Source organism: Leisingera sp. G5_S3_59_S7 (assembly GCF_054968485.1).
Map to the genome: position 1 here is coordinate 1 of NZ_JBQKUH010000020.1, position 24102 is coordinate 24102.

Here is a 24102-nt window from a genome sequence, read left to right on the forward strand (position 1 = left end):
CCAGAATGACCGCCATCGGCGCCCCCACCGGCAGCACCTGGCCCGGCTGCGCCTTCAGCTCCTGCACTGTGCCGGCTTCGAAACACTCGATTTCGATCGCCCCCTTCTGGGTTTCGACCACCGCCACCGCATCGCCGCGCGCCACGGTATCACCCGGCGCCACCAGCCATTCCGCCAGCGTGCCGCTCTCCATGTCAGAGCCAAGCGAGGGCATTGTGAACAGACCCATCCTACGCCGCTCCCATCATCGCCCGCACCGCCGCCACGATGGCCGGCACCTGCGGGATCGCCGCATCTTCCAGATGCTTGGGATAGGGGATCGGCACCTCTGCCGAACAGACCCGCCCGGCCGGCGCGTCCAGCGTCCAGAACCCCTGCTCCATGATCCGCGCCGAAATCTCCGCCGCCAGCGAGCCGGAGCGCCAGCCTTCGTCCACGATCACGGCGCGGCGGGTCTTGGCGACCGAGGCCAGGATCGTGGCATCATCCAGCGGCCGCAGGCTGCGCAGGTCGATCACCTCCGCCGAGATGCCCTCGCTCTGCAGCGCCTCCGCCGCCTCCAGCGTCTTGAACAGCGACCCGCCATAGGTGATCAGGCTGACATCGCTGCCTTCGCGGCGGACTGCGGCCTTGGAGATATCCACCGGCCCCGCGGTGCTGCTCAGCGCCGCCTCGCGGTTATAAAGCATCACGTTTTCAAAGATCAGCACCGGGTCGGGATCGCACAGCGCCGTCCACAGCATCCCCCGCGCATCCTCGACGGTGGCCGGGGCCAGCACCTTCAGCCCCGGGATATGGGCATACCACCCCTCCAGACTGTGCGAGTGCTGCGCCGCCAGCTGCTTGCCCGCGCCCGTGGCCATTCGGATCACCAGCGGCACCCCGAACTGGCCGCCGGACATGTGGCGGACGGTGGCGGCGGTGTTCAGGATCTGATCCAGGGCCAGCAGCGAGAAGTTCACCGTCATCAGCTCCACCACCGGGCGCATCCCCGCCATCGCCGCGCCGATCCCGGCGCCGGTGAAACCAGATTCCGACAGCGGTGTGTCGCGGATGCGGGCCTCGCCGAATTCCTCCATCAGCCCCATCGACACCGCATAGCAGCCGCCATAGGCGCCCACATCCTCGCCCATCAGGAACACCCGTTCGTCGCGCGTCATCGCATCGCGCAGCGCCGCGCGGACCGCCTCCCGGTAGCTGACCATTTCGGTTTCCCCGCCGGGCGCCGCCGGCGCAACCGGACCGGGCTGCGGTCCCAGGACATGCCGCGTCAGGTCTTCCACCGGCTCCCACGATGCGTCTTCGGCAAACTGCACCGCCGCTGCGATCTCCCCTTCGATCTCCGCCTCGATCGCGGCGATCTCCTCCTCGTGGATCAGCCCGGCCTCCAGCAGCCAGGTGCGGAAGCGGACAATCGGGCCGCGCTTGCGCCAGTCCTCGACCTCGGCCTTGTCCCGGTAGAGCTGGGCGTCGAACATCGAATGCGCCCGGAACCGGTAGGTGCGGCACTCCAGGAACACCGGCTTGCCGGTCTCGCGGATCGCTGCCAAGGCCCGCCGCGCCGCGGTCTCAACCGCCACCACATCCATCCCGTCCACCACCTCGGCCGCCACCCCATAGGCGGCGGCCTTGGCGCTGATATCGGTCTCGGACTCGCTGCGCCCCAGCGCCGTGCCCATGGCATAGCCGTTGTTTTCACAGACAAACAGCACCGGCAGCCCCCACAGGGCGGCCAGGTTCATCGCCTCGTGAAACTCGCCTTCGGCCACCGCCCCCTCGCCAAAGAAACAGGCGGTGACATGCGGATCGCCGCGCATATGGTCGGCCAGCGCCAGCCCCGCCGCCAAGGGCAGCCCGCCGCCGACAATCGCGTTGCCGCCATAGAAATTGGTCCCCGCATCATACAGATGCATCGACCCGCCGCGCCCGCCGGAGCAGCCCTCGGCCTTGCCGAACATCTCCGCCATCACCGCATCCATCGAAACCCCGCGCACCAGCGCGTGCCCATGCTCGCGGTAGGTGGCGACAACCCGGTCGCCCTCCGCCAGCAGCGGGATCACGCCCGCGGCAACCGCCTCCTCGCCGTCGTAAAGATGCAGAAACCCGCGGATCTTCTCCTGCGTGTACAGCTCGGCGCAGGCGTCCTCGAACATGCGGACCCGCATCATCGCCGTCAGCAGGTCGCGCACATGGCCGCGGTCAAGGCGGGTTTTTCCCTGGGTGCTCATGTCTCATCGCTCTCCAATGTCGAAATGTCGCCCTCCGGCAGCCCCAGCTCGCGCGCCTTCAGCAGCCTGCGCATGATCTTGCCGGAGCGGGTCTTGGGCAGGGTGTTGCGGAACAGCACGCTGCGCGGGGCCACCGCCGCCCCCAGCCGTTTGCGCGCATGGCCGCGCACCTCGCGCTCCAGCTCCTCGGACGGCTCATAGCCGGGGTTCAGCGTGACATAGGCCTTCACGATCTCGCCCGCGGCGGCATCCGGCACGCCGATCACCGCCGCCTCGGCCACACCCGGATGCTCAATCAGCGCGCTTTCCACCTCAAATGGGCCGACCAAATGGCCGGAGGTCTTGATCAAATCATCCTTGCGCCCGACGAACCAGTAATAGCCGTCCGCATCCCGGGTGGCCAAATCGCCCGACAGGTACCAGCCATCGGCAAAGCATTTCTTGAACCGCTCCTCCTCATGCAGGTAGCCCCGCATCACCGAGGGCCAGTCCGGGCGCAGTGCCAGCTCGCCGGTCTCCCCTGCCCCGCATTCGGCCAGCCCGCCATCGTCCTCTCTCAGAATGGCCGCCACGATGCCCGGCAGCGGCTTGCCCATCGAGCCGGGCTTCACCTCCATGCCCGGCAGGTTGGCAATCATGATGCCGCCGGTTTCGGTCTGCCACCAGTTGTCGTGGAAGGGGTGCGGAAACACCTTGCGGCTCCACTCCACCGCCTCGGGGTTCAAGGGCTCGCCGACGCTGGCGAGGAACGTCAGCGAGGAGAAATCGAACGCCGCCGCCGCTGCGGCGCCTGCCCGCATCATCAGGCGGATGGCGGTGGGGGCGGAATACCAGATCTCGACCTGCTCGCGCCCGATGATGCCGTACCAGCGCTCCAGGTCGAACTCGGCCTCGTCCACGATCATCGTCACCCGGTTCACCAGCGGCGCGATGATGCCATAGGAGGTGCCGGTGACCCAGCCGGGATCGGCGGTGCACCAATAGACCGCGCCCGGCTCCAGCCCCAGCGCGATGCGCCCCGAATAGGCGTGATAGACCACCGCCCCATGCACATGCACCACGCCCTTGGGCTTGCCGGTGGTGCCAGAGGTGAAATGCACCAGCGCCGGATCCTCGGCCGCGGTGCGCACCGTTTCGAACTTGTCCCCTGCCCGCTCCAGCGCCGGTCCCAGCGCCACACAGCCCTCGGGCGCCTCCTCACCGGTGACCAGCACCAGCTTCAGGGCGGGCAGCTGATCCCGCAGCGGCGCGATCTTGCGCCGGTACAGCGCCGCGGTGGTGACCAGCACCCGCGCCCCCCCGATGTCCAGCCTTGTCCGGACCGGTTCCGGCCCGAAGGCCGCAAACAGCGGCGTATAGACCATCCCCGCCTTCAGCGTGCCAAGGGCGCAGGCATAAAGCTCCGGCACCCGCCCGATCAGAGAGGAGACACCGTCGCCCCGCTGCAGCCCGTGGCCGCGCAGCAGGTTTGCAAACTTTGAGGACAGCGCCGCCAGCTCCGCATAGGTCAGCTCGCGGCGGCTGCCGTCCTTGCCCAGCCAGCGGATCGCCGTCTGCGCGCCATAGCCCGCGGCGGCGTGGCGGTCCGCGGCCTCATGCGCGATGTTCAGCCCGCCATCCAGGCCGCTGACCAGTTTCTCGGTTCCGGCCCAACGGCTGCCCTCGCCGCCCGCAGCCAACATCCCCCCGGCGCCCAGGCCCTCCTGCCCTGTCTTGCGGTCATCCTGCATGGCATCCTCCCGGCCCCATGTTCCCCCGGCAGCGGGCGCGCCGCTATAACCCGCATCAATCAGGCGGCAGGCGCCGGATTTGCTGAGCCGCAGCGATTCTGGCACTCTGTTTCAGATGTACTGGAATGTGTTGCCGGCGCTTGGCGGCATCGGCCTCTTTCTGATCGGCATGCTGCTGCTGACCGGCGGTCTCAAGACACTTGCCGGGGCCCGCCTGCGCAGCATTCTGGGCCGGTTCACCTCCACCCCCGCAACCGGCGCGGCAACCGGCGCGGTGACCACCGCGGCGATCCAGTCCTCCAGCGCCACAACCGTCGCCGCCGTCGGCTTTGTCGCCTCCGGGCTGCTGACCTTTCCGCAGGCGCTGGGGATCATCTTCGGCGCCAACATCGGCACCACCATGACCGGCTGGCTGGTCGCCATCCTGGGCTTCAAGCTCGACCTCGGCCAGGCCATGCTGCCGGTGATCCTGCTGGGCGCGCTGCTGGCCCTTTCCGGCAAACGCAAGGTCTCCTATCTGGGCCAGGCGCTGGCGGGCTTCAGCCTGATCTTCATCGGCATCGAACAGATGAAATCCGGGCTTGAGGCCTTCCAGGGCATCGTCACCCCCGCCGATTTCCCCTCCGACAGCTGGGCGGGCCGTCTGAAACTGGTGGCTCTCGGCGTGCTGATCACCCTGGTCACCCAATCCTCCAGCGCCGGCGTCGCCACCGCCCTGGCCGCCCTCAGCGCCGGAGCGGTGAATTTCCCGCAGGCCGCGGCGCTGGTCATCGGCATGGACGTCGGCACCACCTTCACGGCGGTTCTGGCGACGCTCGGCGGCGGCACCATGGCCCGGCGCACCGGCGTTGCGCATGTGATCTACAACCTGATGACGGGCGTCATGGCGTTCTTTCTGCTGGGGCCGTTTGCTGCCGCGGTATCGTACTGGCACGGGTCCGCACAGCCGCTGACCGCGCTGGTCGCCTTTCACAGCATCTTCAACCTCTTGGGCGTGATCCTGATCCTGCCCTTCGCGCGCCCGTTTGCCCGGCTGATCGAGTTTCTGGTCCCGGACCGCGGGGCGGCGCTGACGCAATCGCTGGGCCATCTGATCCTGCGCGATCCGGCAGCCGCAACCGCCGCCGCCAAAGTGGCCGTGAACCGGATCACGGCCGCCGCCGTCCACCACCTCAGAACACTCACCGGCGCCCCCGTCCCGGGCAGCAGCGGCTACGAGTGGGGCCACATCTCCGCGGCCGTCACGGAAACCAGCACCTACCTCGACAAGATCGAACTGTCCGGCAATGCCAGTGCGGAGTTTGCCGAAATCAAGGGCATGTACCACATCCTCGATCATCTGGACCGGCTGCTGTACCGCTGCACGCAAACCGACAGGATCAGCGAATTGCCGAACGACGGGCGGCTGCGGCGCCTCACCGGCCTGCTGGCCCTGGCAACCGCCGGTTTCGAGAACGTCACCAGCCCTGAGGACTGCGAAAAAACGCTCGACCGCGTCCGCCGCATCACGCGGGCGCAGCGCAGCTCGCAACGCGACCGGCTGATCTCCGAGGCGGCGGAGGGCACCTTGCCGGACGAAACCGCCTGGACCCGGCTTGATGCGGTCCGCTGGCTGCACAGGGTGTCCTACCACCTGTGGCGCATACGCCTGCACTTGAACCTGCTGGAAAACAGCAGTCCCGGCCCCCGCCGCAAGACTGAGAAAGCAGAGCTGGATCCCGGTCCGGACTGAGACCCGCCCCTTTGGCAGGCGGGGCAGCACGGCCTCAAAGCAGGAACTTGAGGCAGGTTAAAGCCGCGCCCCGGCGGCGGCTCCTATACTCGCCGCAACAAGGACCACGGCAGAGGAGGAGGATTCTGGTGTTCTTTCGCGCGATGATTTTGATATGTGCAGCCGCTGGCGCCGCCAGCGCGCAGGAGCCGGACCCGCAGGACGGGCGGGATCTCTACCGGACCTATTGCTGGCAGTGCCATGGCCGGGACGCCACAGGCACCGGCCCGATGGCAGAGATGCTGGCCATCGAAACACCGGACCTGACGCGGCTGGCCGCCCGCAACGGCGGCACCTTTCCGCTGGAAGCCGTCGCCCGGCAGGTGGATGGCCGCGCGCCGGTGCTCGCCCACGGCGGTGAAATGCCGCTGTTCGGCCCGGTTCTGGACTCCGATCAGCAGGTCGCGCTGGCCTTGCCCAGCGGCCAGCCGATGATGACCGGTCTGCCGCTGGCAAATCTCATTGCCTATCTGCAGTCGGTGCAGGCGGACTAGCCGGACCTGTCCGCAACCCCGCGGATGATGCGGCGCCCGGCCTTATTGGCCCTGCATTGTCCGCTCCAGCCGGGCCTGCGTTCTGGCGATGGCCTGCGGAAACCGCTGCTTGATCTCAGCAGCGGTATAGCTTTCGCCATCCATCCCCGCGCCCGTCACCGCGCCGCGGTGGAAAATCAGGATCAGCACAGGCCGCTTCCCGCCGCTGCAGGCGGCCACCGCCGCACTGCCATGGCCGGACCGTGCGATCCGGCACACCGCCGCAAAGGCCCGCGCCCCGGCCCTCACCGGCGGGTCGACCACCCAGCTCACCGGACCGGCCCGAAGGCGTCCCAGCCGAACCGGACCGCCGGCCCGATCAGCGCCGCCGGAACCACGGACACGTCCAGCTCGGCCCGGCCGGACAGCACGGCCCGGCCAAACACCGGCTCCAGGCTGACCTGCAGCCTCCGGGCAGGCGCGGTTCCGTACACCAGCGGCGCCAGCGTGCCATACAGCTGCCCGGTCTCCGCCGGGTCGCCCGACCCGAATTTCGCGTCCAGGATCAGGGCGCGGATGCGGATGCGGCGCAGCACCGCCGCTGCCAGCCGCCCCGCCGCAGGAACAATCCTGCGCGGCTCATACCGCCGCTTGCGGCTTGGCTTCTTGGGTGCGGCGGGCGGTTTCCGCCTGCCGGACAGCCGGATCCGCGGGCCGATCCCGCCCAGCGGGCGCAGCGCAGCGGAAAACACCAGCCCCGCCTCCTTGCGCAGCACCAGCTCGATCCTCAGCGGCAGGACCAGCACCAGAACGATCAGGCCCAGCAGCGCCGCCAGCAGCACGGCCAAAGCTGTGCCCAGCCCCGCCACGGTCAGCCCTGCCCCTTCCCGCCTTTCGCCCCGGCCGTCTGCGCCGCCGTGTCAATGGCCTTTCCGGCGGCATCGCCCAGCACCGCCGCCAGCGTTGTCATCGCGCCTTGCACCGATTCAACCCGCGCGCCGCGCTGGTCGATGATGATGGCCCCCAGCGGCTTGATGCCGCCGCCCGCGCCGGTGCCCGCGCCTTCGCCCGTCTTGGTATCCGCGCCGCCGCCGGCGCCAAAGCCGAACCCGTAGCTGACAATCGGAATGACCGTCGCCTCCCCTTTTTCGATCGGGTCGCCCAGAACGTTCTTGGCATTCAGCAGGCGGTCCAGTTCCTCCACCGTACCCTTCAGCAGCCGTTCGACATTTTCCATCCCGCTCACCTTTCACACTCGCAACACTGAACGGGGGCGACCCTATCAGCCGCTCAGCCTGCGTGGATTGAGCGGCATCAATCGGCCTGCCGGGATTCATGGCATTATGGACAGGCCCGCCCAGGACCGGAGACCGCAGATGCCCCATTCCGCCCCGCCCGTGATCAGCTTTGACAAGGTGAAACGCACCGACACCGGCCTCGTCGGCGGCAAGAACGCCTCTCTGGGAGAGATGATCCAGGCGCTTGGCGCCAAGGGCATCCGCGTGCCGCCGGGGTTTGCCACCACCGCCGATGCCTATCGCGATTACCTGACCGCCAACAAGCTTGAAGCCTGGATCCGCCAGGAGCTTGGCGCGCTGGCAGCAGGACGGACCACGCTGCCCAAGGCAGGCAAGGCGATCCGCGCCCTGATCCTAGGCGGGGACTGGCCTGCCCGCACCGCACAGGCGGTCCTTGCCCAGTACCGCAGCCTCAGCGTCGCGGCAGGGCAGCCGGACGTGCCCGTCGCCGTCCGCTCCAGCGCCACCGCCGAGGACCTGCCGGAGGCCAGTTTCGCGGGCCAGCAGGAGACCTTCCTGAACGTGCGCGGCGAGCAGGCCCTGCTGGAGGCCTGCCGCAAATGCTATGCCTCGCTGTTCACCGACCGGGCGATCACTTACCGCCGCATCCACGGCTTCGATCATATGAAGGTGGCGCTGTCGGTCGGGGTGCAGCAGATGGTGCGCGCCGACACCGGCGGCGCCGGGGTGATGTTCTCAATCGACACCGAATCCGGCTTTCCCGGTGCGGTCCTGATCAACGCCGCCTGGGGCTTGGGCGAAAACGTGGTGCAGGGCGCGGTGGACCCGGACGAATACCAGGTCTTCAAACCCTTTCTGGACACTCCAGGCCTGACCCCGATCCTGGAAAAGCGGCTGGGCGCCAAGGCCGTCAAGATGATCCAGGACCGCGACGGCAGCCCCCGCAACGTGCCCGCCTCCAAGGCTGAGCGGGCGCAATTCGTGCTCAGCGACGACGATATCCTGCTGCTGGCCCGCCAGGCCAAGGTGATCGAGGATCACTATGGCTGCCCGATGGACATGGAATGGGCCCGCGACGGCGCCGGCGGCCGCATCTACATCGTGCAGGCCCGCCCCGAAACCGTGCAGTCGCGCGCCGCGGCCGGCACCCTGCGCTCCTATGCGGTAACGGATCCGGGACGGGTGCTGCTGACCGGGCTCAGCGTCGGCAGCGGCGCAGTCGCAGGCCGGGTGTCGATCATCGAAAGCGCCGATAACATAGACCGCTTCGTGGACGGCTCGGTGCTGGTGACCGGCACCACCGACCCGGACTGGGTGCCGGTGATGAAACGCGCCGCCGCCATCGTCACCGACCACGGCGGCCGCACCTCCCACGCCGCCATCATCAGCCGCGAGCTGGGCCTGCCCGCCATCGTCGGCTGCGGCAACGCCACCGAGGTTCTGCACGACCAGCAGGACGTCACCGTCTCCTGCGCCGGCGGCGAACAGGGCGTGGTGACCGAGGGCCTGTCGCAGATCGCCGTGACCGAAGAGTCGCTGGCCGGCCTGCCCCGCCCCAAAACCCGAATCATGCTCAACCTCGCCAACCCCGGCGCCGCGCTGCGCTGGTGGCGGCTGCCCGTGGACGGCGTCGGCCTCGCCCGGATGGAATTCGTGATCAGCAACGCGGTGCGCGTCCACCCCATGGCGCTGGCCCGCTTCGATCAGGTGACCGACCCCGGAACCCGCGCCGCGATCGAGGCGCTGACCGCAGGCTACGGCCCCAGGACCGAATACTTCGTTGACCGCCTCGCCCGCGGCCTGTCGCGGATCGCCGCCTTCTGCCACCCCAAGCCGGTGATCATCCGGATGAGTGATTTCAAAACCAACGAATACGCCGACCTCCTGGGCGGGCAAGCCTTTGAACCTGCCGAGGAAAACCCGATGATCGGCTTCCGCGGCGCCTCCCGCTATTACTCGGACGAATACCGCGACGGCTTCGCGCTGGAATGCCAGGCGATTGCCCGGCTGCGCGGGCAGATGGGCTTCAAAAACGTGGTGGTGATGATCCCCTTCTGCCGCACCCCCCAAGAGGCCGACAAGGTGCTGGAAGTGATGGCAGAGCACGGCCTGAAACGCGGCCAGGACGGGCTGGAGGTCTATGTGATGTGCGAAATCCCCTCCAACGTCCTGCGCGCGGCGGAATTTGCCGAACGGTTCGACGGCTTTTCCATCGGCTCCAACGACCTGACTCAGCTGACACTCGGCATCGACCGCGACTCCGGCGCGCTGGCAAACCTGTTCCGCGAGGACGACCCGGCAGTGCTGTGGATGATCGAAACGGTGATCCGCGAGGCGCACAAGGCTGGATCCAAGGTCGGCTTCTGCGGCCAGGCGCCCAGCAACAACCCGGACTATGCCCGCCGCCTGGTGGAGTTCGGCATCGACAGCATCTCAGTCACGCCCGACAGCTTTGTGCAGGTCCTGCGCAACGCCGCCAAGGCCGAAGACGCAGGCTAAACCGCCTGAACCTCGCAGTGCGGCAGCAGCGCCTCCACCGCGCCGCGCTCAAACAGCGCGGTGCCTTCGGTTGCAACCGTGGCGCTGGCCGCGGCCACCCCCCAGCGCAGCGCCTGATCCAGCGCCGCGCCGCGCGACAGCGCCAGCGTCAGCGCACCGGTCAAGGCATCCCCTGCCCCGATCTTGCTTTGCACCCCGACCAAAGGCGCGCGGCAGAAAAACCGCTGCTCCCGCGTGGCCAGAACCGACCCCTCGGCACCGCGCCCGCCCACGACGATTTCCGCCACCCCGCGCGCAATCAGCGCCTGGGCAAACGCCAGGCTGTCCGCGACCGCGGGCAGCGCTTGCCCCGCCGCCTGCTCCGCTTCCCGCTGGTCCAGCCGCAGCAGGTGCACGGGCCTGCCGGGCGATGCCAGCAGATGCGCCAGCGCCGCCTTGGAGGTATCCACCACCAGACGGTCTGTGCGCGGCGCAATCGCCGCCAGCACCTGATGCGGGAAATCATCGGCCAGCCCCGGCGTCACACCGCCGCTCAGCACCACATAGCCATCGCGCGGCGCCGCCTGCGCAATCGCGCTCAGCAGCCGGGCGCCGTCATCCGCCGTCATCGTCTCGCCCGGAACGCTGAAACGGAACTGTTCGCCGGTGGTCTCATCCGTCACGGCAAAGCTTTGGCGGGTTTCGCCGGGCACATGCACCGCCACCGCCAGCACGTCTTCCGCCACCAGAAGCTGCAGCAGTTGCTCGCCCATGGCGCCGCCAACCGCCACCAGCGCCGTGACCTCGCCGCCCAGCTTGCGGATCGCCCGCGCCGCATTCACCCCGCCGCCGCCGGGGTCCACCCGCGGCGCTTTGCAATACAGCTTGGGACCCGCCACCACCCGCTCTATCGAGGTTGCCAGATCGACCGCCGGGTTGAGTGTGATTGTCAGAATCCGGGACATCAGCCTTCCTTCCCCGCTGCCGGGCCGGGCCGCATCTGCTCAGTCCTTTTTCAGGATCATCGCCAGCCGCAGCACCGCCGCCAGGATGGCCTGGCCCAGAACCGGCGACTGGCCCAGGCCAATGGCCGCATCGCTGTCGCGGGCATCGTTTTCCCGCAAGGTGCAGTGCCAGCGCCCGTGCTTGCCATAGGCGCGGCCGCGGATATGCACGTCCCAATCCGGAAAAGCATCGTCGGCCACATGCATGGCCCCATCCGCGGTGCCGATCCGCTGCGCGGCGTGTTCATCACGCGGCACCGCATCCGGCAGCAGAAACGCCAGCGCATGCAGCACGCCGTCAAAATCCGCCAGGGTCAGATCCGACTGGTTTTCCAGCCGTTCAATCAGGATTTCCAGTTCCGGGTCTTGCATGGCCACCTCCCGTTGCGTGACGCGTTAAATGACTTCGGCAACGCCGATGACATAATTCTTTCCATAGGCCCGGGCGCATCTGGGGCAGGTCGTATAGAACATAAAGATGCGCCCCGCGGTCTTGCCGTCCGCCTCGGCGGCAACCTCCATGTCATGCACCCAGTCCCTGGCCCGGCGGTAAGGGCCTTCGAACACCCGGGTCAGGAAATCGCCGGTGATCTCCCGCATTTCTTCGCCGGGCACCCGGCCGGTCACCGCAAAGAAATGCTCCGCTTCCGACTGGGACAGATCCCGGCTGAGCACCAGATAGCCCTCGGGGTCCTGCGCGCCGGCGTCGCCGATATGCTTCTGCACCCGCGCAAAGACGGTTCCCATGTTCAGCGGGATATGCAGCAGGCTGCGCGTCTTGGCCCGCACAAACGGCTTGTTCTCGAAATGCAGATGGCGGCCGTCCCACCCTTGCGGCTTGAATCTGGGGCAGCAGCCGGTGGTGTTGTCGCTCATGTCCATCTTTGGCAGGCAATTGGTCTCCATGGCTCTCCCCTCACGGTGTCCCGTGCCGCCGCCAGTCTAGGCCCGCTGCGGCACGCCGAAATGATTTGCATCAATCCCCCCCTGCCCGCTCGGCCATCGCAGCTGCCTCAGCCGCCGCTGCGCAGGACCAGCGGGCAGCGCGCCGCCTCCTGGATGCGGGCCGGCGGCGGCAGCCCTGCCAGCGGCGCCGCCACAATCACCGCTGCCGGGCTCATATGCTCCAGCTGCCGCAGCAGCACCGCCGGCTCTGCGCACAGCCGGGTTTCCGCCACATCGCCCGGCGGCCCGGCAGACGCGGCCGCGGAACCGGGCTGCGCCTGCGGCGCGCAGGCCACCAGCGCCACCAGCGGCTTGCGAACGCTGCGCGCCAGCCGCAGCGCAAAGCCCGGCACCGCCTGCCCTTCCGCCAGGATCACGGCGATGCAGCCCGCCGCGGTCAGGATCGGCTTGAACCCGGAAATCAGGATGTCGCCCGCCGCCGCAGAGCGGCGCAGCTCCTCCTGCAGATGGCCCTCGGCCTCCCGGAACGAGCTGACCAGCGCCGCTGCCTTGGCCCGCCGCGCCAGCAGCCCCTCAAACCGCCGGGCATCGGCCTGGAACGCCCGGGCCAGCGCGCCCGCGGTCAGCCCGGTCTCCCGCTGCCCGGAATAGGTCACCACCCGCGAATGCGCATAGCCCGCGGCCAGAACCGCCGTCTCGCGCACAAACACCCCGTGCAGCTCCGCCCCCAGCTGGCGGGCCAGATCCAGCGCCAGCGCCAGCGCCGCCTCCGCATCCGGATAGCAGCTGGCGCCCAGGATCACCCTGGCGCGGCCCCCCTGCCCCGCGTTTTCCGCATCATTCCGCATCGCCGCCAGCCTCCTTTGCAAAGGACTTGCGGATGTCGGCAAAGCCTTGCAGCCGGTCCTCCACCCGCCGGTTCAGGCTGCCCTCAGGATAGGTCCCGTCCGCCCCCCGCACGCCCGCCTCCAGCCCGGTCAGCACCATCAGCCCGTCGGTCACGCTGGTCATCGGAATGACCCGGAACCGGCCCGCCTCCACCGCATCGACGACGCGCTGGCGCAGGGTCAGGTTGCGCACATTGGCGGCCGGGATCAGAACCCCCTGGCGGCCGGTCAAACCGCGGGCATCACAGACGTCAAAGAACCCTTCAATCTTCTGGTTCACCCCGCCAATCGCCTGAATGTCGCCGAACTGGTTCACCGACCCGGTGATCGCAAAGGACTGGTCCAGCGGCACCTCCGCCAGCGACGACAGCAGCGCAATCAGCTCCGCCGCCGAGGCGCTGTCGCCCTCCACCCCGCCATAGCTCTGCTCGAACACCAGGCTGGCCCACAGCGACAGCGGCGCGCGGGTGGCATAGGTGGCCGCCAGATAGCCCTGCAGGATCAGCATCCCCTTGGAATGGATCGGCCCGCCCAGCTCAGTCTCGCGTTCGATATCCACCAGCTTGCCGGTGCCCGGCCGGGTCCGCGCCGTCAGCCGCGACGGCTTGCCGAAACTGTAATCGCCGATCTGCAACACCGACAGCGCGTTGATCTGGCCGATCCGCGCGCCGTCCGTGTCGATCATCACCGTGCCCTGCCGGATCGTCTCCAGCCCCAGCTCCCGCACCCGCCCGGCCCGGCGCTCCTTCTCCGCCACCGCCTTTTCGATATGCTGCGGCCCGATATGGGCGCTGCCGCCGCTGCCGGCCCAGAACTCCGCCTCCCGCAGCAGGTCCGACAAACGGCTGAAATTCAGCGTCAGCCGCTCAGTATCCCCGCTCAGGCGCATGCTTTCGCGCATCACGCTTTCAACTGCAGGCTGATCAAGCGGCCGGGTCCCGGCCCGCCGGGCCAGCCGCGCAATCAGCTGCGCATAGCCCTCAACCGCGCCGCTCTCTTCCAGCCGCAGATGATCGTCGAAATCCGCCTCCAGCTTGAACAGCTGCAGGAAATCCGGGTCCAAAGCGGACAGCAGGTAGTAATGCATCCGCTCCCCGATCAGCACCACCCGCATGCGCAAGGGCACCGGGTCCGGCTCCAGCGAGACGGTCGACACCAGACTCAGCCGCTCGCCCGGCGAATAGATCGCGATCTCCCCGGTCCGCAAACACCGCTTCAGCGCGTCCCAGGCCAGCGGCTCGCTCAGCACCTGACGCACGTCCAGCACCAGATAGCCGCCATTGGCCCGGTGCAGCGCACCCGGCTTGATCATGGTGAAATTGGTGATCAGCGCCCCCATTTCCGAGGCATACTCAATACGCCCGATCAGATTGGCCATCGTCGGCAGCTCTTCCTTGACCACCGGCGCGCCCTGGCCGCTGCTGCCGTTGGAGACCATCACATTGACCCGGTAGCGCTGGAACTGCGGCTCCTCGAACCGCTTGCTGGTCGCCACCGGAAACGGGCCGGCGGCATCGTCGCTGTCGCCCATCAGGAACAGCTCGGCGTTTTCCACCAGATCGCTGCGCACCGCCTTCAGATACGCCTGCACCTCCGCCTCGCCGGCAAAGGCGTCCAGCACCTCGCGGATCGCCTCATCCACCCCGCGCGCAGCCAGCTGATAGTTCAGCTGCTCCACCTGCCGCCGGTGCTCCTTTTCCCGCCGGGGCACCGATTTCAGCACGTCAGAGATCCGCTGCTGCACGCTGTCGATTGCGGCCTCCAGCTCCTCCCGCTCCTCATCCGTCAGCGCCTCGAAGTCCTCCTGCGTCAGCACATTCCCGTCGCGCTGCCCGGCAAAGCTGAACCCTACCGGCGTGCGCAGGATGGCGACATTCCTGGCGCGGGCATCGTCAAAGATTTCCGCCATCTCGCCTTCATGCTCAGCCGAGAAATCCTCTTCGATGGTCCGGCGCCGGGTCTGGTAATCCTCGGACTCAAACAGCGCCGGGATCTGGTTGGCCAGGTCATCAACCAGCGTTTCCATCATCTTGCGCAGACGGCTGGCCGAACCGGGCGGCAGCTGGATTGCCACCGGCTTATGCGGCTGTTCGAAGTTGTTCACATAAACCCAGTCGCAAGCGACCGGCCTGTCCTTCGCGATCCCGGCCAGGATCGACTGGGCAATCACATGGCGGCCGCTGCCGGGCTGGCCCAGAACAAAGACATGGAAATCCTCATGCGGGACAGTGGCGCTCATCCGGATCGCATCCACCGCCCGGTCCTGCCCCAGCCACTCCTGCGCCCCGTCCAGCTCATCCGTCAGCGTGAACCGCAGCTTTGCAGAGGGCAGCGCAGGCCGCAGCTCCGCCGCCGTCAAAGGGTCCGGTCCAAGATTTCCAGCCATTGCGCTCTCCTTTTTCCGGGATCAGGGCACCAGAACCGCAGCCCCCTGCAGCCGCCCCTGCCGCATGTCCTCCAGCGCCTGATTGGCTTCGTCCAGCGCATAGGCCCGGTGTTCAGTGGCGACGCCCGCCTCGGCGGCCAGCGGCAGGAAGTCCTCGCCGTCCTGCCGGGTCAGATTGGCAACCGACAGAATATGCCGCTCGCCCCACAGATCGGCATAGGGAAAGGCGGGAATGTCGCTCATGTGGATGCCGCCGCAGACCACCCTGCCCCCCTTGCGGACGGCCTTCAGGGCGGCAGGCACCAGGCTGCCCACGGGCGCAAACAGGATCGCCGCATCCAGCGGTTCCGGCGGCAGCTCATCAGACCCGCCCGCCCAGGCCGCGCCCAGGCTGCGGGCAAACGCCTGCGCTTCGCTGTCGCCCGGCTTCGTTAGCGCAAACACCTTGCGGCCCTGCCAGACCGCCAGCTGCGTCAGGATATGCGCCGCAGCGCCAAACCCGTACAGCCCGATATTAAGGCCCGCCCCCGCCATGCGGTAGCTGCGATAGCCGATCAGCCCGGCGCACAGCAGCGGCGCCAGCGCAACCGGATCGCCGCCGCCCAGCGGAAACACAAAGCGCGCATCCGCCACGCAGGCCTCGGCAAAACCGCCGTTGCGGGTATAGCCGGTGAACTCCGGCGCATCGCACAGGTTCTCCTGCCCCTCCCGGCAATAGCGGCAGTGGCAGCAGGTGGCCCCCAGCCAGGGCACTCCCACCCGCTGGCCGATCTCCAGCCCCTCAGCCTGCGGGCCCAGGGCCGCGATACGACCGACAATCTCATGCCCCAGGATCAGGGGCACCTTGGGGCCGGATAAATCACCGTCAAAGATATGCAGATCGGTGCGGCACACGCCGCAGGCTTCGACCCGGATCAGAACCTCCCCGGGTCCGGGTTCCGGCTCGGCAATCTCCTCCAGCCGCAGCGGCTCCTTTGCCTTATGGAAAACCATTGCACGCATTCTGCGTCTCCCCGCATTTCAGAATACCGCAAGCCAGTTCCCGGCGCAGTGATCAGGATCAACCCGCCGTCAAACCCGCACGCCCCACCAACTGCTGGTTGAAACGGCACCGCGCACCCAGGGGCTCAGCCCGATGCACAGGATCACGATGGAAAACAGGCACCAGACGGCGGGCATCTCATTGGGGTTGCTGGTCAGCATCCAGGCCAGCACCGGCCCGGTAAGCACATGCACCAGCACAAACCGCCACGCCCCATAGGCCAGCGGCATCAGGAACACCGCCGCCATGTAAGCCGGAAAGCCGGATTGCACCCCCAACGCCCGGTCCACCGGCACCAGCAGCCCGTTATAGGGCACATTCCAGGCGATATGCCAACTTCCGGACACGGTGCACAGCACCTCAGCGCACAACGGCGCCCCCGGCGCGCAGCTCCCCAAGGCGGGCAGCGGCACAAGCTGCAGCAGCATAACCCCCGCCGCAGCGCAGCTCAGGGCCAGCACCCAGACCCGGCAGCGCCGCCGGACGGCACTGGGCACCAATTCCAGAACAAAGGCATTGATTACAATGGGTTGGAAGGCGATATGCAGATAGGACAGAAGCGTGGAACCCTTGTTCGCAGCTGAACTGCACTCATCGACGCTCAGGTACCCCGCAATCTGCAGCACCTCCATCACCGTGAAGTACCCCAGCGCGCCCCAGACCGCCAAGGGCTGGCCCTGCCGCCAGCAGACCACCGCCGCGGCGGTCCCGGCAGCCGCCATCACGGCCGAGGCTTCCAGGCTCCAGCACATCCGCTAGCGGTCATCAAGCACGGCCAGCCGCCGCAGCATCTCTTCCCGTTCCGCCAGCAGATCCAGCACCAGCGCCACCCCTGCGGCGTTGACGCCCAGATCCCGGTTCAGCCGCCGCGCCTTCTTGGCGCGGGCAATGCTCACACTGTGGAACTGCCAGCTTTGGACTGAGGCCCCTTCGGGCTCCAGCACCCCGTGTTCGACCAGTTCGATGACCCAATTTCTGTCGGCCTGGCAAAACCGGCACAGCTCATCCAGCGACAGGCTGACAACAACTGCAGTTTTTGCGGTTGCGGGTTTCATGCGTCTATCCTCCGATACCGGCACGCGGGTTGAACGGCACCTCCCGGGCCATCTGCTCAAAGACCCTGCGCGCTTCCTCCGTTGTCACCTTGGGGTTCACGATCCTCAGCGTGGCATAGATGTTCCCGGGCGGCGTGCCCGGCAGCCCCTTGCCCTTCAGCCGCAGCTTCTGGCCGCTGCGGGCATTTGCAGGCACGGTCAGCGCGACCTTGCCATCGGGCGTGGGCATCATAACCTTACCGCCCAACGCAGCCTCCCAGGGGGCCACGGGCAGGTCCAGATACAGATCCCTGCCATCCGCCCGGTACACCGGATGCGGGGCAAAGCTGACCTCCAGAAACAGATCCCCCGGCGCCCCTCCGCCCAGCGGCGCCAGGCCCTGACCCGGCAGCCGGATGTGCTGGCCCTCGAGGATGCCTTTCGGGACATGCACCGTGATGCTGCGATCCTGCAGCTGCACCGAGCCATCCGGCGCCGCCTGCGGCACCCGAAGCGCCAGAACCCGGGTTGCCCCGCGGTAGGCGTCCTCGATGTCCAGCTGCAGGCGGGCGTGCTGGTCTGCACCGGGCCGGTCAAATGGCTGCCCCCGGCGCCGGAACAGGGACTCGAAGAAGTCGCTGAAGGCTTCCGCCCGCTCCGGGCCGCCGCCGGTGAACTCAAACCCGCCCTCCCATCCCGGCGGCGGGCGGAAGCTGTCCTGGGATCCGGACCCGGGTGTGCCCAGCTGGTCATAGGCGGCGCGGCGCTCGGGGTCTTTGAGCACTTCGTAGGCTTCGTTCACGTCCTTGAACTTCGCCTCTGCTTCGGCACCTTCATTGATGTCCGGGTGGTACTTGCGCGCCAGTTTGCGGAAGGCGCGCTTGACCTCGCCGGGTTCGGCATCCGGTGCGACGCCGAGAATTTTGTAGTAGTCCCTGTATTCCATGCCACAGCTCTCCCCGCGCCATTGCGTCCGCAGTGTGCCATGCCGCAGGCGGCGGCGGGTTGATCCGGATCATAGCAGCCGGGACTGCTGCGGGGAGTTCACAGCTGTGAACTATGCTGCCGCCCCGCGGCGGGTGAGGGCCATGACCATGGGCGCGCTGGTGAAGCGTCCCGATACCGCCTTGGCGCTGAGGTGCCGGAGATAGCCGCTGGGGGAGCGGATATCCGAAAACCGTTCCAGCATGGCGGCGACCACGGTTGCGGCTTCTGCAGCGCCCATGGCGGATTTGGTTTCTTCCCAGACAGCCGTGGAGATTCCCATCATCGGGCGCACGGTATCGGCGGCGCGCAGGAGGTCTCCCCAGTGGCGGATGGTGCCACCGGCATAGCCTTGGATCTCACCGCAGGCGGCTAGGATCAGGCGGAGCGGGAGGCTTGGTCCGCTGGGGGCAGGGGCCTTTGGCGGCTGGGGCGGGGTTTCACGGTGCACGGACCTGTCTGCTGAACGTTTCTCAGCATACCCGGTTTCGTCCTTCGATTCCGTAGCCCCTGCGTGCGCTGCCGTAACGGTCTGTTCAGATTCAAATGAGTCTTTCTTTGAATTCTGATAGTGGTGCTCATTTCGGGCGTCACTGGTGCCCGGTTCTTCTGCAAAGACAGGTTCTAACAGGCGCTTCGTCTCAGCCAGAGCGGCGGCGAGGCGGGCCTGGAGGGCTTCCAGATCTTCCGCGCCAAGCTTGCGGCGGAGGTCGCGGGCGGTCAGATGGGCGAGGTCGTGGAACTGGTTCCAGACAGCGGCCTCAGGATAGTCCGCAGCGCCGCAGAGGGCGAGGTTCAACAGGTCGCGGCGCATCAGGCTGACGGTTTCGCGCAGCTGCTTGATACGGGCCTCCTCAGCGCGCTGAGCCGCTGCTGCGTCCGAGAACTCGGCAAAGCGGACTGCGAGGGGGGAGAGGTCGAAGCCGTAGGCGACACGGTCCCCCTGATAGCGGCGCACATAGCGTTTGCCGTTGGGGCTGTCGCGGCGGACCAGGAGGCCCGCTGAGACCAGCTTGGCCATGTGGCGGCGCATGGTGGAATTGGGCATCCCGTTGAGCCGCTCGCAGATTGCACGGTTGGAGGGGTGCACCACGGTGACGCCGGGCTGCGGTTCAATGTCCTTGCCGGGCAGGAAGCTGAGCAGCGCCTGCAGCACCGAGAGGTCGCGGTCGTTGAGACCATAGGTCTTGCGGCTGGCAGCCAGCTCGCGCAGCGCGTCCCATTTGCTGACGGTGCTGAGTATAGAAGATCCGTCAGCGGCGGTCTGCTGGTGTTTCAGCAGGACAGCATCCACCGTTCGCCCGAAAGGCGTGAGGGGCATATATCCCATGTCATCATCACGAAAGACAAAAAAACAGCGGCCCGCGAATCACATTGGACTTGCGGTTGTCGGCTCCGGCCACTAACTTGAAGGTGCTAGAAACAAGTTGGTCTCGTGGAGCGTCGTCTTTGCGGGGCCTTCTTTTTTGCCTGCTCTGTGCCTCCTAAGTTATTGTTTTATATTACTCTTCGCCGCGCGACTGCCAGCGCGCGTGAAGCTCTTCAATCACATTCTGGGCCTCGGCCTCCAGCCAGTCGGCAAAGCTGCCGCCGGGGAGTTCCAGGCTGACGCCCTTGGCGGTGCGGCGCAGGGTGGCGCTGCGGCGGCCATCGACGGTGAGCGGCTGCGTCAGCGTCCGGGCTTTTTTCGCGGGCTTGGCGTCTTGCGGGGCAGCGGCGGGGACCGCGGCCCTGAACACCGCCTCAAACGCCAGCACCGAGGGGTCGGCGGTTGCAGCCTCCGAGCCTTCGGTCACCGCGTCGACGGCAAAACTGGTGTATTCCTTTTCGGCAATGCGGATGAGCGCGTCACGGTCTGCGCCGGTGTCTGCGATCGCCTTGGCCAGCGCGTCCCAGCGGGGGCGGCCGATGCCCTGGGCCGGGCCGATGGCGCGGATCAGGTCGGGGCCGATCGCCTCGGCAATGGCGATGGCCATGGAGACAGAGGATTTGGTGACGGTCAGCACCTCGGCAACCTGCGACTGGTTGCCGAAGCCGTTTTCCACCAGCTCCTGCGCGAACAGCGCCTTTTCGATGAAAGAGAGGTCACGGCGCGCCATATTCTCCGAAATCTGGGCGCGCACGGCGGCGTCATCGTCCAGGCTGGCGACCAGGGCGCGGACCTTGGTAACCTTGTCGGAGGCGCGGATCGCCTCCAGCCGGCGGCGGCCGTAGACCAGCAGATAGCGGTCGGCCTCCGACGGGTGACGGCGCACCAGGATCGGCACGGTCTGGCCGTTTGCCTCAATCGCGTCGCGCAGGTCGTGGATATCGCTGGGGTCAAGCCGGTCGTGGACGCGGGTGTCCTCGATCTGATGCGGCTCGAGATCCCAGACCCGGTGCGAATCCACCGCGTCGCGGGCCGAGCGCAGGGCGCGGTTGCTGGACATCATCGAGGCGGCCGGGGCAGGGGCGGCCGACGGAGCACCGGCCGCAGCCAGGCTGTCGAGCATCGAGAGGCGGGATTTCTTGCTGCTGGTCATGAGCGCCCCCAGGTTTCCTGAATGAGCTGGCTGATTTCATCGTTGACCGCGTTCAGGCTTTCGACCGCGCGGTCATAGGTGGAGCGGGTGAAGGCGCTGCGTTCGACCTCGTACAGGGTCTGTTTTGTCAGCCCTGCGTCGGAAATCGCGGTGGATTTCAGCATTGGCGCGTTCAGCACCTTGTCGCCGTACATGGTGCGCAGGAAGGCGACGATGCGGTTCTGCGGCGCGTCCGACGGCTCGTAGCGCGTCAGCAGGTAGCGCATCCAGTCGTGGCTCATGTCGGCGCCGCTTTGCGCGATCACGTCCATCAGATCGGCGGTCATGCGCAGGAATTGCGACATCGACATCACGTCGAGCATTTCCGGGTGGATGGTGACCAGCACGCCGGTGGCGGCGGAGAGTGCGGACATGGTGAGGAAGCCGAGCTGCGGCGGGCAGTCGATCACCACCACGTCATAGTCGGAATCGACCTGTGACAGAGCCTCTTTGACGCGGAAAAAGAACAATCCGGCGCTGCCCTGCGCCAGGGCGCGGGGGGTGTCATGCTCGAACTCCATCAGTTCGAGGTTGCCGGGGATGAGGTCGAGATTCGGGATATAGGTTTTGCGGATCACCGAGGCGATCGGGGCCGGGTCCTCATAGCGGATGGCGTCGTAGAGCGTGCCGCCGTCCTTGAGGTCGAACTCCGGCTGGACGCCGTGCAGGGCAGTGAGGGAGGCCTGCGGGTCGAGGTCGATGGCCAGCACCCGGTAGCCTTTAAGCGCCAGCCGCTGCGCCAGGTGGGCGGAGGTGGTGGTTTTGCCGGAGCCGCCCTTGAAGTTCATCACGCCGATGATCTGCATGTGATCGGCATAGCCCTCGCCGCCCTCCGGACTGACCCGCCGACCGGGCAGGTAGTCGCCGGGCTTGCGGGCGGTTTTTTCCAAGAGTTCGCGCAGTTCCTGGATGTCCTCGGCAGAGTACTGGCGGCGATTGCCGGCGGTCAGTTCGGGCGAGGGGCCCTTGCCGTCCAGATGCAGCTTGCGCAGGTAGGAATCATTGACCCCGAGCAGGGCCGCGGCCTCGCCGGAGGTGAATTTGCGCATCGTCTTGGAGGCATTCGGGGGGAACAGGCTCTCACGCTGCGCATGCAGCTGGGCGGCAATCCATTCGGAATGCTGGCGGATCACCGCATTGAGATCCTCAGGTGTGTATGTATGATCCATCTGCCCTTGTGCCTGCCATCTGCGCCGCTCTGCCTTTTACCCGTGTCTTTGCCGCCTGGCGTGTTCACGGAAATTGGCGTTTACCGCCTCTTTTCCGTGACTATTGGCCAAAGAGCGGGATTCGTGCAAGCGTTTTCTATAGTTGGCAGGATCGAGGAGGGGCGGAAGGGGCCGGGCGCCGGGCCGCGAAGCGGGTTCGCGGCGGCGCCCAGGGTCAGAAGTTCAGGCCGCGCGGGGCGGCGGGGTCAGTCTTCGTCTTTGTCCTTGTCCTTGGCTTCGGACTTTCCGGACTTCGGATCGGTGTGGTCCGGGTCGCCTTTTTCGCCGGGCTGGTTCTTCAGCGGGTGGTGCTGTTCCGACCCTTTCAGACCTTCGATGACATCGTGTTTCGGCTGCTGCTTGGTCATGGGATCCTCCTTGTCAATGGCCGGCCGCCGGGCTGCCGCGGGACGTTTTGGCAGCTGCGCGGGCGGCACGGACTCAACGCGGGGCGGCGGGAATGGTTCCCCGCGGCCGTCCCCTGCTATGCGGCCAGAAGGGCGGCGGCGCAGACCAGTGCGGCGCCGGCGAACGGCCAGAAGCGGCTGTCGCGCTCCTCCGGCAGCTCCTCCTTGAGGACGTTGAGGATGATGCCGCCGGACAGGAAGGCAAACAGGAAGCCGAGCCAGAGCTCCGGCAGATGCACGCTCACCCCGAGCGCCCAGCCGCCCAGCACCGCGCCGGCGATGATCCATCTGGCGGTGCGGTCGTATTTGTGGCTGTGGTCCTGGCGCAGGCCGAAGTCGGTGGTGACGAAATGCAGGGACATGGCCACCCCGTAGGCCAGAAGGGACCAGGCACCCGCGGTTTCACGGTTGGTGAGCAGATAGCCGGTGATCAGGTTGTAGAGCGCGAAGGAGCCGGTGTGGAGCCAGAAATCACCGCTGCCGGGTGCTGTCCCCCGGCCGCCGGCAGTGTCTTTGCGGCGGGCGCTTTTGACCAGTTTTTCCAGACCGTAGAACAGGACCAGACCGCCAAGCGCCGAGAGGTAGACGGCCTCCTCGGCCTTGGCGGGGGACAGCTCCAGCTCTTCGGAGAAGATGCTTTGGTGGGCGGCGAGCTCCGGCAGGATGTGGAGGAACACGTAGGCGACGGCCACCCCGCCTGCGGCCGACAGCCACCTGCTTCGGGGGGTCCGGTCGAGAAAGGTCATCCACCCGATGGACAGGTGAATGGCGGCAAACAGGGCGGCAAAGGCAAAACTGGCTGCAATCATAGGAGGGTAATGCAGACCGCCGGGCAAAAGTTCCCGCGGGGCAGGGGGCCTGGGCGTTGTCCCCCACACGCCGCGAGGGCGGTCAGAAAAAAGCGGTCAGAAGGTGAACCCCGCTGACCAGTCCCGGAGGCGGGTCAGGAATTCCCGGTCGTCCGCTTCGTCAGGCACCTCAAAATTCGGCAGTCCGTTCAGGATGGTGCGCAGGCCGCGCAGGTCTCCTCTGTGCTCGAGCCAGTTGACGGCGAACTGCTCCAGGCCTTCCGGCAGACGCAGGGCGGGGTCCGGGGAGGAGTAATACAGGGCGTGCGGAACGCTGTTCAGCGAGGCGACAAGATCCGCGAGCGGCTTGAGGTCGCTGGCGGGTTCGCCCGCCAAGTCCCGGCTGGCCGCCGAATGGGCCAGGAACGCGCGCCCGGCGGCAACGGTCTGGGTGGTGTTCAGGACAAAGCTTACCGAGAGGGTGAGCACGATCATGCCGTTGACCCCGACGAGGACAGTCGTCAGTTCCCAGCCCGCGGATCCGGGCTGGCTGTTGCCGCCGCCAAGGGTGGACAGTGCCTCGCCGACGTATCCGAGGTCCATAAGCCAACCGGCTGGCTGTCCGGTGTCTGAGTACACCACCGCGTACTGGGACGCCTGGAAGATCAGCAGCCAGGACAGGGCGGTGCTGACAATCCAGAAAGCGCCGATGGACGACATGACAAGCGGGCCGATAACGGTGCGTCCGCCCGCCGTGTGCGGGAGAAGTCTGCGCAGCGCCTGCCAGCTGCCCCGCGAAATCCATCTGGACGGCAGCTTGCGGTCGGTGATTGCAACAGTCGTCAGCAGGAAGTCGGTAATGACGACCAGCAGCGTGCATATTCCCAGAATGGCGAGGCCCATACTTAGGAAACGCAAATACCCCCCGCTTGGGTTCCCGGCGGAATTCCGTTCAT

General features: G+C 67.2%; 24 protein-coding genes. 3 read left to right on the forward strand and 21 right to left on the reverse strand.

The window, feature by feature from the left end; all coding sequences use genetic code 11:
• The 3 genes from ACTRWG_RS10820 to acsA form a co-directional block, all read right to left on the reverse strand.
• On the reverse strand, positions 1 to 229 hold a 229-nt coding region (locus tag ACTRWG_RS10820), incomplete at its 3' end, for a biotin/lipoyl-containing protein (RefSeq protein WP_462829302.1).
• A 1-nt stretch (position 230) separates the two neighbouring features.
• Positions 231 to 2228, reverse strand: a complete 1998-nt coding sequence (pdhA, locus tag ACTRWG_RS10825) for a pyruvate dehydrogenase (acetyl-transferring) E1 component subunit alpha (protein ID WP_462829303.1) — start codon at positions 2226 to 2228, stop codon at positions 231 to 233.
• The gene (gene acsA / locus ACTRWG_RS10830; RefSeq protein WP_462829304.1) at positions 2225 to 3958 is read right to left on the reverse strand and encodes an acetate--CoA ligase; all 1734 of its coding nucleotides are present in this window, start codon (positions 3956 to 3958) and stop codon (positions 2225 to 2227) included. Before acsA ends, pdhA begins: the two co-directional genes overlap by 4 nt.
• A gap of 115 nt (positions 3959 to 4073) precedes the next feature.
• Between acsA and ACTRWG_RS10835 the strand changes: the two genes are divergently transcribed.
• Both ACTRWG_RS10835 and ACTRWG_RS10840 read left to right on the forward strand, forming a co-directional pair.
• Entirely contained in the window at positions 4074 to 5690 is a 1617-nt protein-coding gene (locus ACTRWG_RS10835) for a Na/Pi cotransporter family protein (protein WP_036796740.1), read from the forward strand.
• A 143-nt stretch (positions 5691 to 5833) separates the two neighbouring features.
• Positions 5834 to 6223, forward strand: a complete 390-nt coding sequence (locus tag ACTRWG_RS10840; protein ID WP_036796738.1) for a c-type cytochrome — start codon at positions 5834 to 5836, stop codon at positions 6221 to 6223.
• A gap of 42 nt (positions 6224 to 6265) precedes the next feature.
• On the opposite strand, the gene ACTRWG_RS10845 is transcribed toward ACTRWG_RS10840, so the two are convergent.
• Genes ACTRWG_RS10845 through ACTRWG_RS10855 form a run of 3 tightly spaced genes read right to left on the reverse strand, consistent with a single transcriptional unit; the run spans position 6266 to position 7439 of the window.
• Positions 6266 to 6535 carry a hypothetical protein gene (locus ACTRWG_RS10845; protein ID WP_027233743.1) on the reverse strand — a complete coding sequence of 90 codons (270 nt, stop codon included), beginning with the start codon at positions 6533 to 6535 and terminating at the stop codon, positions 6266 to 6268.
• Complete coding sequence (locus ACTRWG_RS10850) at positions 6532 to 7071, reverse strand: DUF2953 domain-containing protein (protein WP_036796736.1); 540 nt, start codon at positions 7069 to 7071, stop codon at positions 6532 to 6534. Before ACTRWG_RS10850 ends, ACTRWG_RS10845 begins: the two co-directional genes overlap by 4 nt.
• Positions 7072 to 7073: 2 nt before the next feature.
• Positions 7074 to 7439: a GerW family sporulation protein gene (locus tag ACTRWG_RS10855; protein ID WP_036796735.1), complete on the reverse strand. Its 366-nt coding sequence runs from the start codon at positions 7437 to 7439 to the stop codon at positions 7074 to 7076.
• A gap of 139 nt (positions 7440 to 7578) precedes the next feature.
• On the opposite strand from ACTRWG_RS10855, the gene ppsA reads away from it, so the two are divergent.
• Positions 7579 to 9960: a phosphoenolpyruvate synthase gene (gene ppsA / locus ACTRWG_RS10860; RefSeq protein WP_462829305.1), complete on the forward strand. Its 2382-nt coding sequence runs from the start codon at positions 7579 to 7581 to the stop codon at positions 9958 to 9960.
• Here the strand turns inward: ppsA and ACTRWG_RS10865 are convergent.
• From ACTRWG_RS10865 to ACTRWG_RS10935, 15 genes are all read right to left on the reverse strand, one after another.
• Complete coding sequence (locus tag ACTRWG_RS10865; protein ID WP_462829306.1) at positions 9957 to 10904, reverse strand: 1-phosphofructokinase family hexose kinase; 948 nt, start codon at positions 10902 to 10904, stop codon at positions 9957 to 9959. The two genes, ppsA and ACTRWG_RS10865, sit on opposite strands and share 4 nt — an antisense overlap.
• Positions 10905 to 10943: 39 nt before the next feature.
• Entirely contained in the window at positions 10944 to 11315 is a 372-nt protein-coding gene (locus ACTRWG_RS10870) for a hypothetical protein (protein ID WP_027233739.1), read from the reverse strand.
• Between the two features lie 24 nt (positions 11316 to 11339).
• Positions 11340 to 11849 carry a hydrolase gene (locus ACTRWG_RS10875; RefSeq protein WP_259973172.1) on the reverse strand — a complete coding sequence of 170 codons (510 nt, stop codon included), beginning with the start codon at positions 11847 to 11849 and terminating at the stop codon, positions 11340 to 11342.
• A gap of 107 nt (positions 11850 to 11956) precedes the next feature.
• On the reverse strand, positions 11957 to 12697 hold the full coding sequence (locus tag ACTRWG_RS10880; protein WP_462829307.1) for a hypothetical protein: 741 nt from the start codon (positions 12695 to 12697) through the stop codon (positions 11957 to 11959).
• Positions 12687 to 15122: a Lon protease family protein gene (locus ACTRWG_RS10885; RefSeq protein WP_462829308.1), complete on the reverse strand. Its 2436-nt coding sequence runs from the start codon at positions 15120 to 15122 to the stop codon at positions 12687 to 12689. The genes ACTRWG_RS10880 and ACTRWG_RS10885 overlap by 11 nt, the downstream gene beginning before the upstream one ends.
• Before the next feature lie 21 nt (positions 15123 to 15143).
• The gene (locus ACTRWG_RS10890; RefSeq protein WP_462829309.1) at positions 15144 to 16124 is read right to left on the reverse strand and encodes a zinc-dependent alcohol dehydrogenase family protein; all 981 of its coding nucleotides are present in this window, start codon (positions 16122 to 16124) and stop codon (positions 15144 to 15146) included.
• A gap of 69 nt (positions 16125 to 16193) precedes the next feature.
• Positions 16194 to 16916, reverse strand: a complete 723-nt coding sequence (locus ACTRWG_RS10895; RefSeq protein ID WP_027233735.1) for a DUF5765 domain-containing protein — start codon at positions 16914 to 16916, stop codon at positions 16194 to 16196.
• A 3-nt stretch (positions 16917 to 16919) separates the two neighbouring features.
• A complete protein-coding gene (locus ACTRWG_RS10900; RefSeq protein ID WP_027233734.1) occupies positions 16920 to 17219 on the reverse strand; it encodes a chaperone modulator CbpM in 300 nt (99 codons plus the stop codon).
• A gap of 4 nt (positions 17220 to 17223) precedes the next feature.
• Positions 17224 to 18144 (reverse strand): DnaJ C-terminal domain-containing protein, encoded by a 921-nt coding sequence (locus ACTRWG_RS10905; protein ID WP_462829310.1) that lies wholly within the window; start codon positions 18142 to 18144, stop codon positions 17224 to 17226.
• Positions 18145 to 18255: 111 nt separating this feature from the next.
• Entirely contained in the window at positions 18256 to 19503 is a 1248-nt protein-coding gene (gene repC / locus ACTRWG_RS10910; RefSeq protein WP_462829311.1) for a plasmid replication protein RepC, read from the reverse strand.
• A 181-nt stretch (positions 19504 to 19684) separates the two neighbouring features.
• The gene (gene repB, locus ACTRWG_RS10915; RefSeq protein WP_462829312.1) at positions 19685 to 20704 is read right to left on the reverse strand and encodes a plasmid partitioning protein RepB; all 1020 of its coding nucleotides are present in this window, start codon (positions 20702 to 20704) and stop codon (positions 19685 to 19687) included.
• Positions 20701 to 21912, reverse strand: coding sequence for a plasmid partitioning protein RepA (gene repA / locus ACTRWG_RS10920; protein ID WP_462829313.1), 1212 nt, complete (start codon positions 21910 to 21912; stop codon positions 20701 to 20703). The genes repB and repA overlap by 4 nt, the downstream gene beginning before the upstream one ends.
• A 245-nt stretch (positions 21913 to 22157) precedes the next feature.
• The gene (locus tag ACTRWG_RS10925) at positions 22158 to 22319 is read right to left on the reverse strand and encodes a hypothetical protein (protein WP_154667618.1); all 162 of its coding nucleotides are present in this window, start codon (positions 22317 to 22319) and stop codon (positions 22158 to 22160) included.
• Between the two features lie 116 nt (positions 22320 to 22435).
• A complete protein-coding gene (locus ACTRWG_RS10930; protein ID WP_462829314.1) occupies positions 22436 to 23167 on the reverse strand; it encodes a ZIP family metal transporter in 732 nt (243 codons plus the stop codon).
• Between the two features lie 96 nt (positions 23168 to 23263).
• Entirely contained in the window at positions 23264 to 24049 is a 786-nt protein-coding gene (locus tag ACTRWG_RS10935; protein ID WP_259973181.1) for a hypothetical protein, read from the reverse strand.
• Positions 24050 to 24102: the final 53 nt, after the last annotated feature.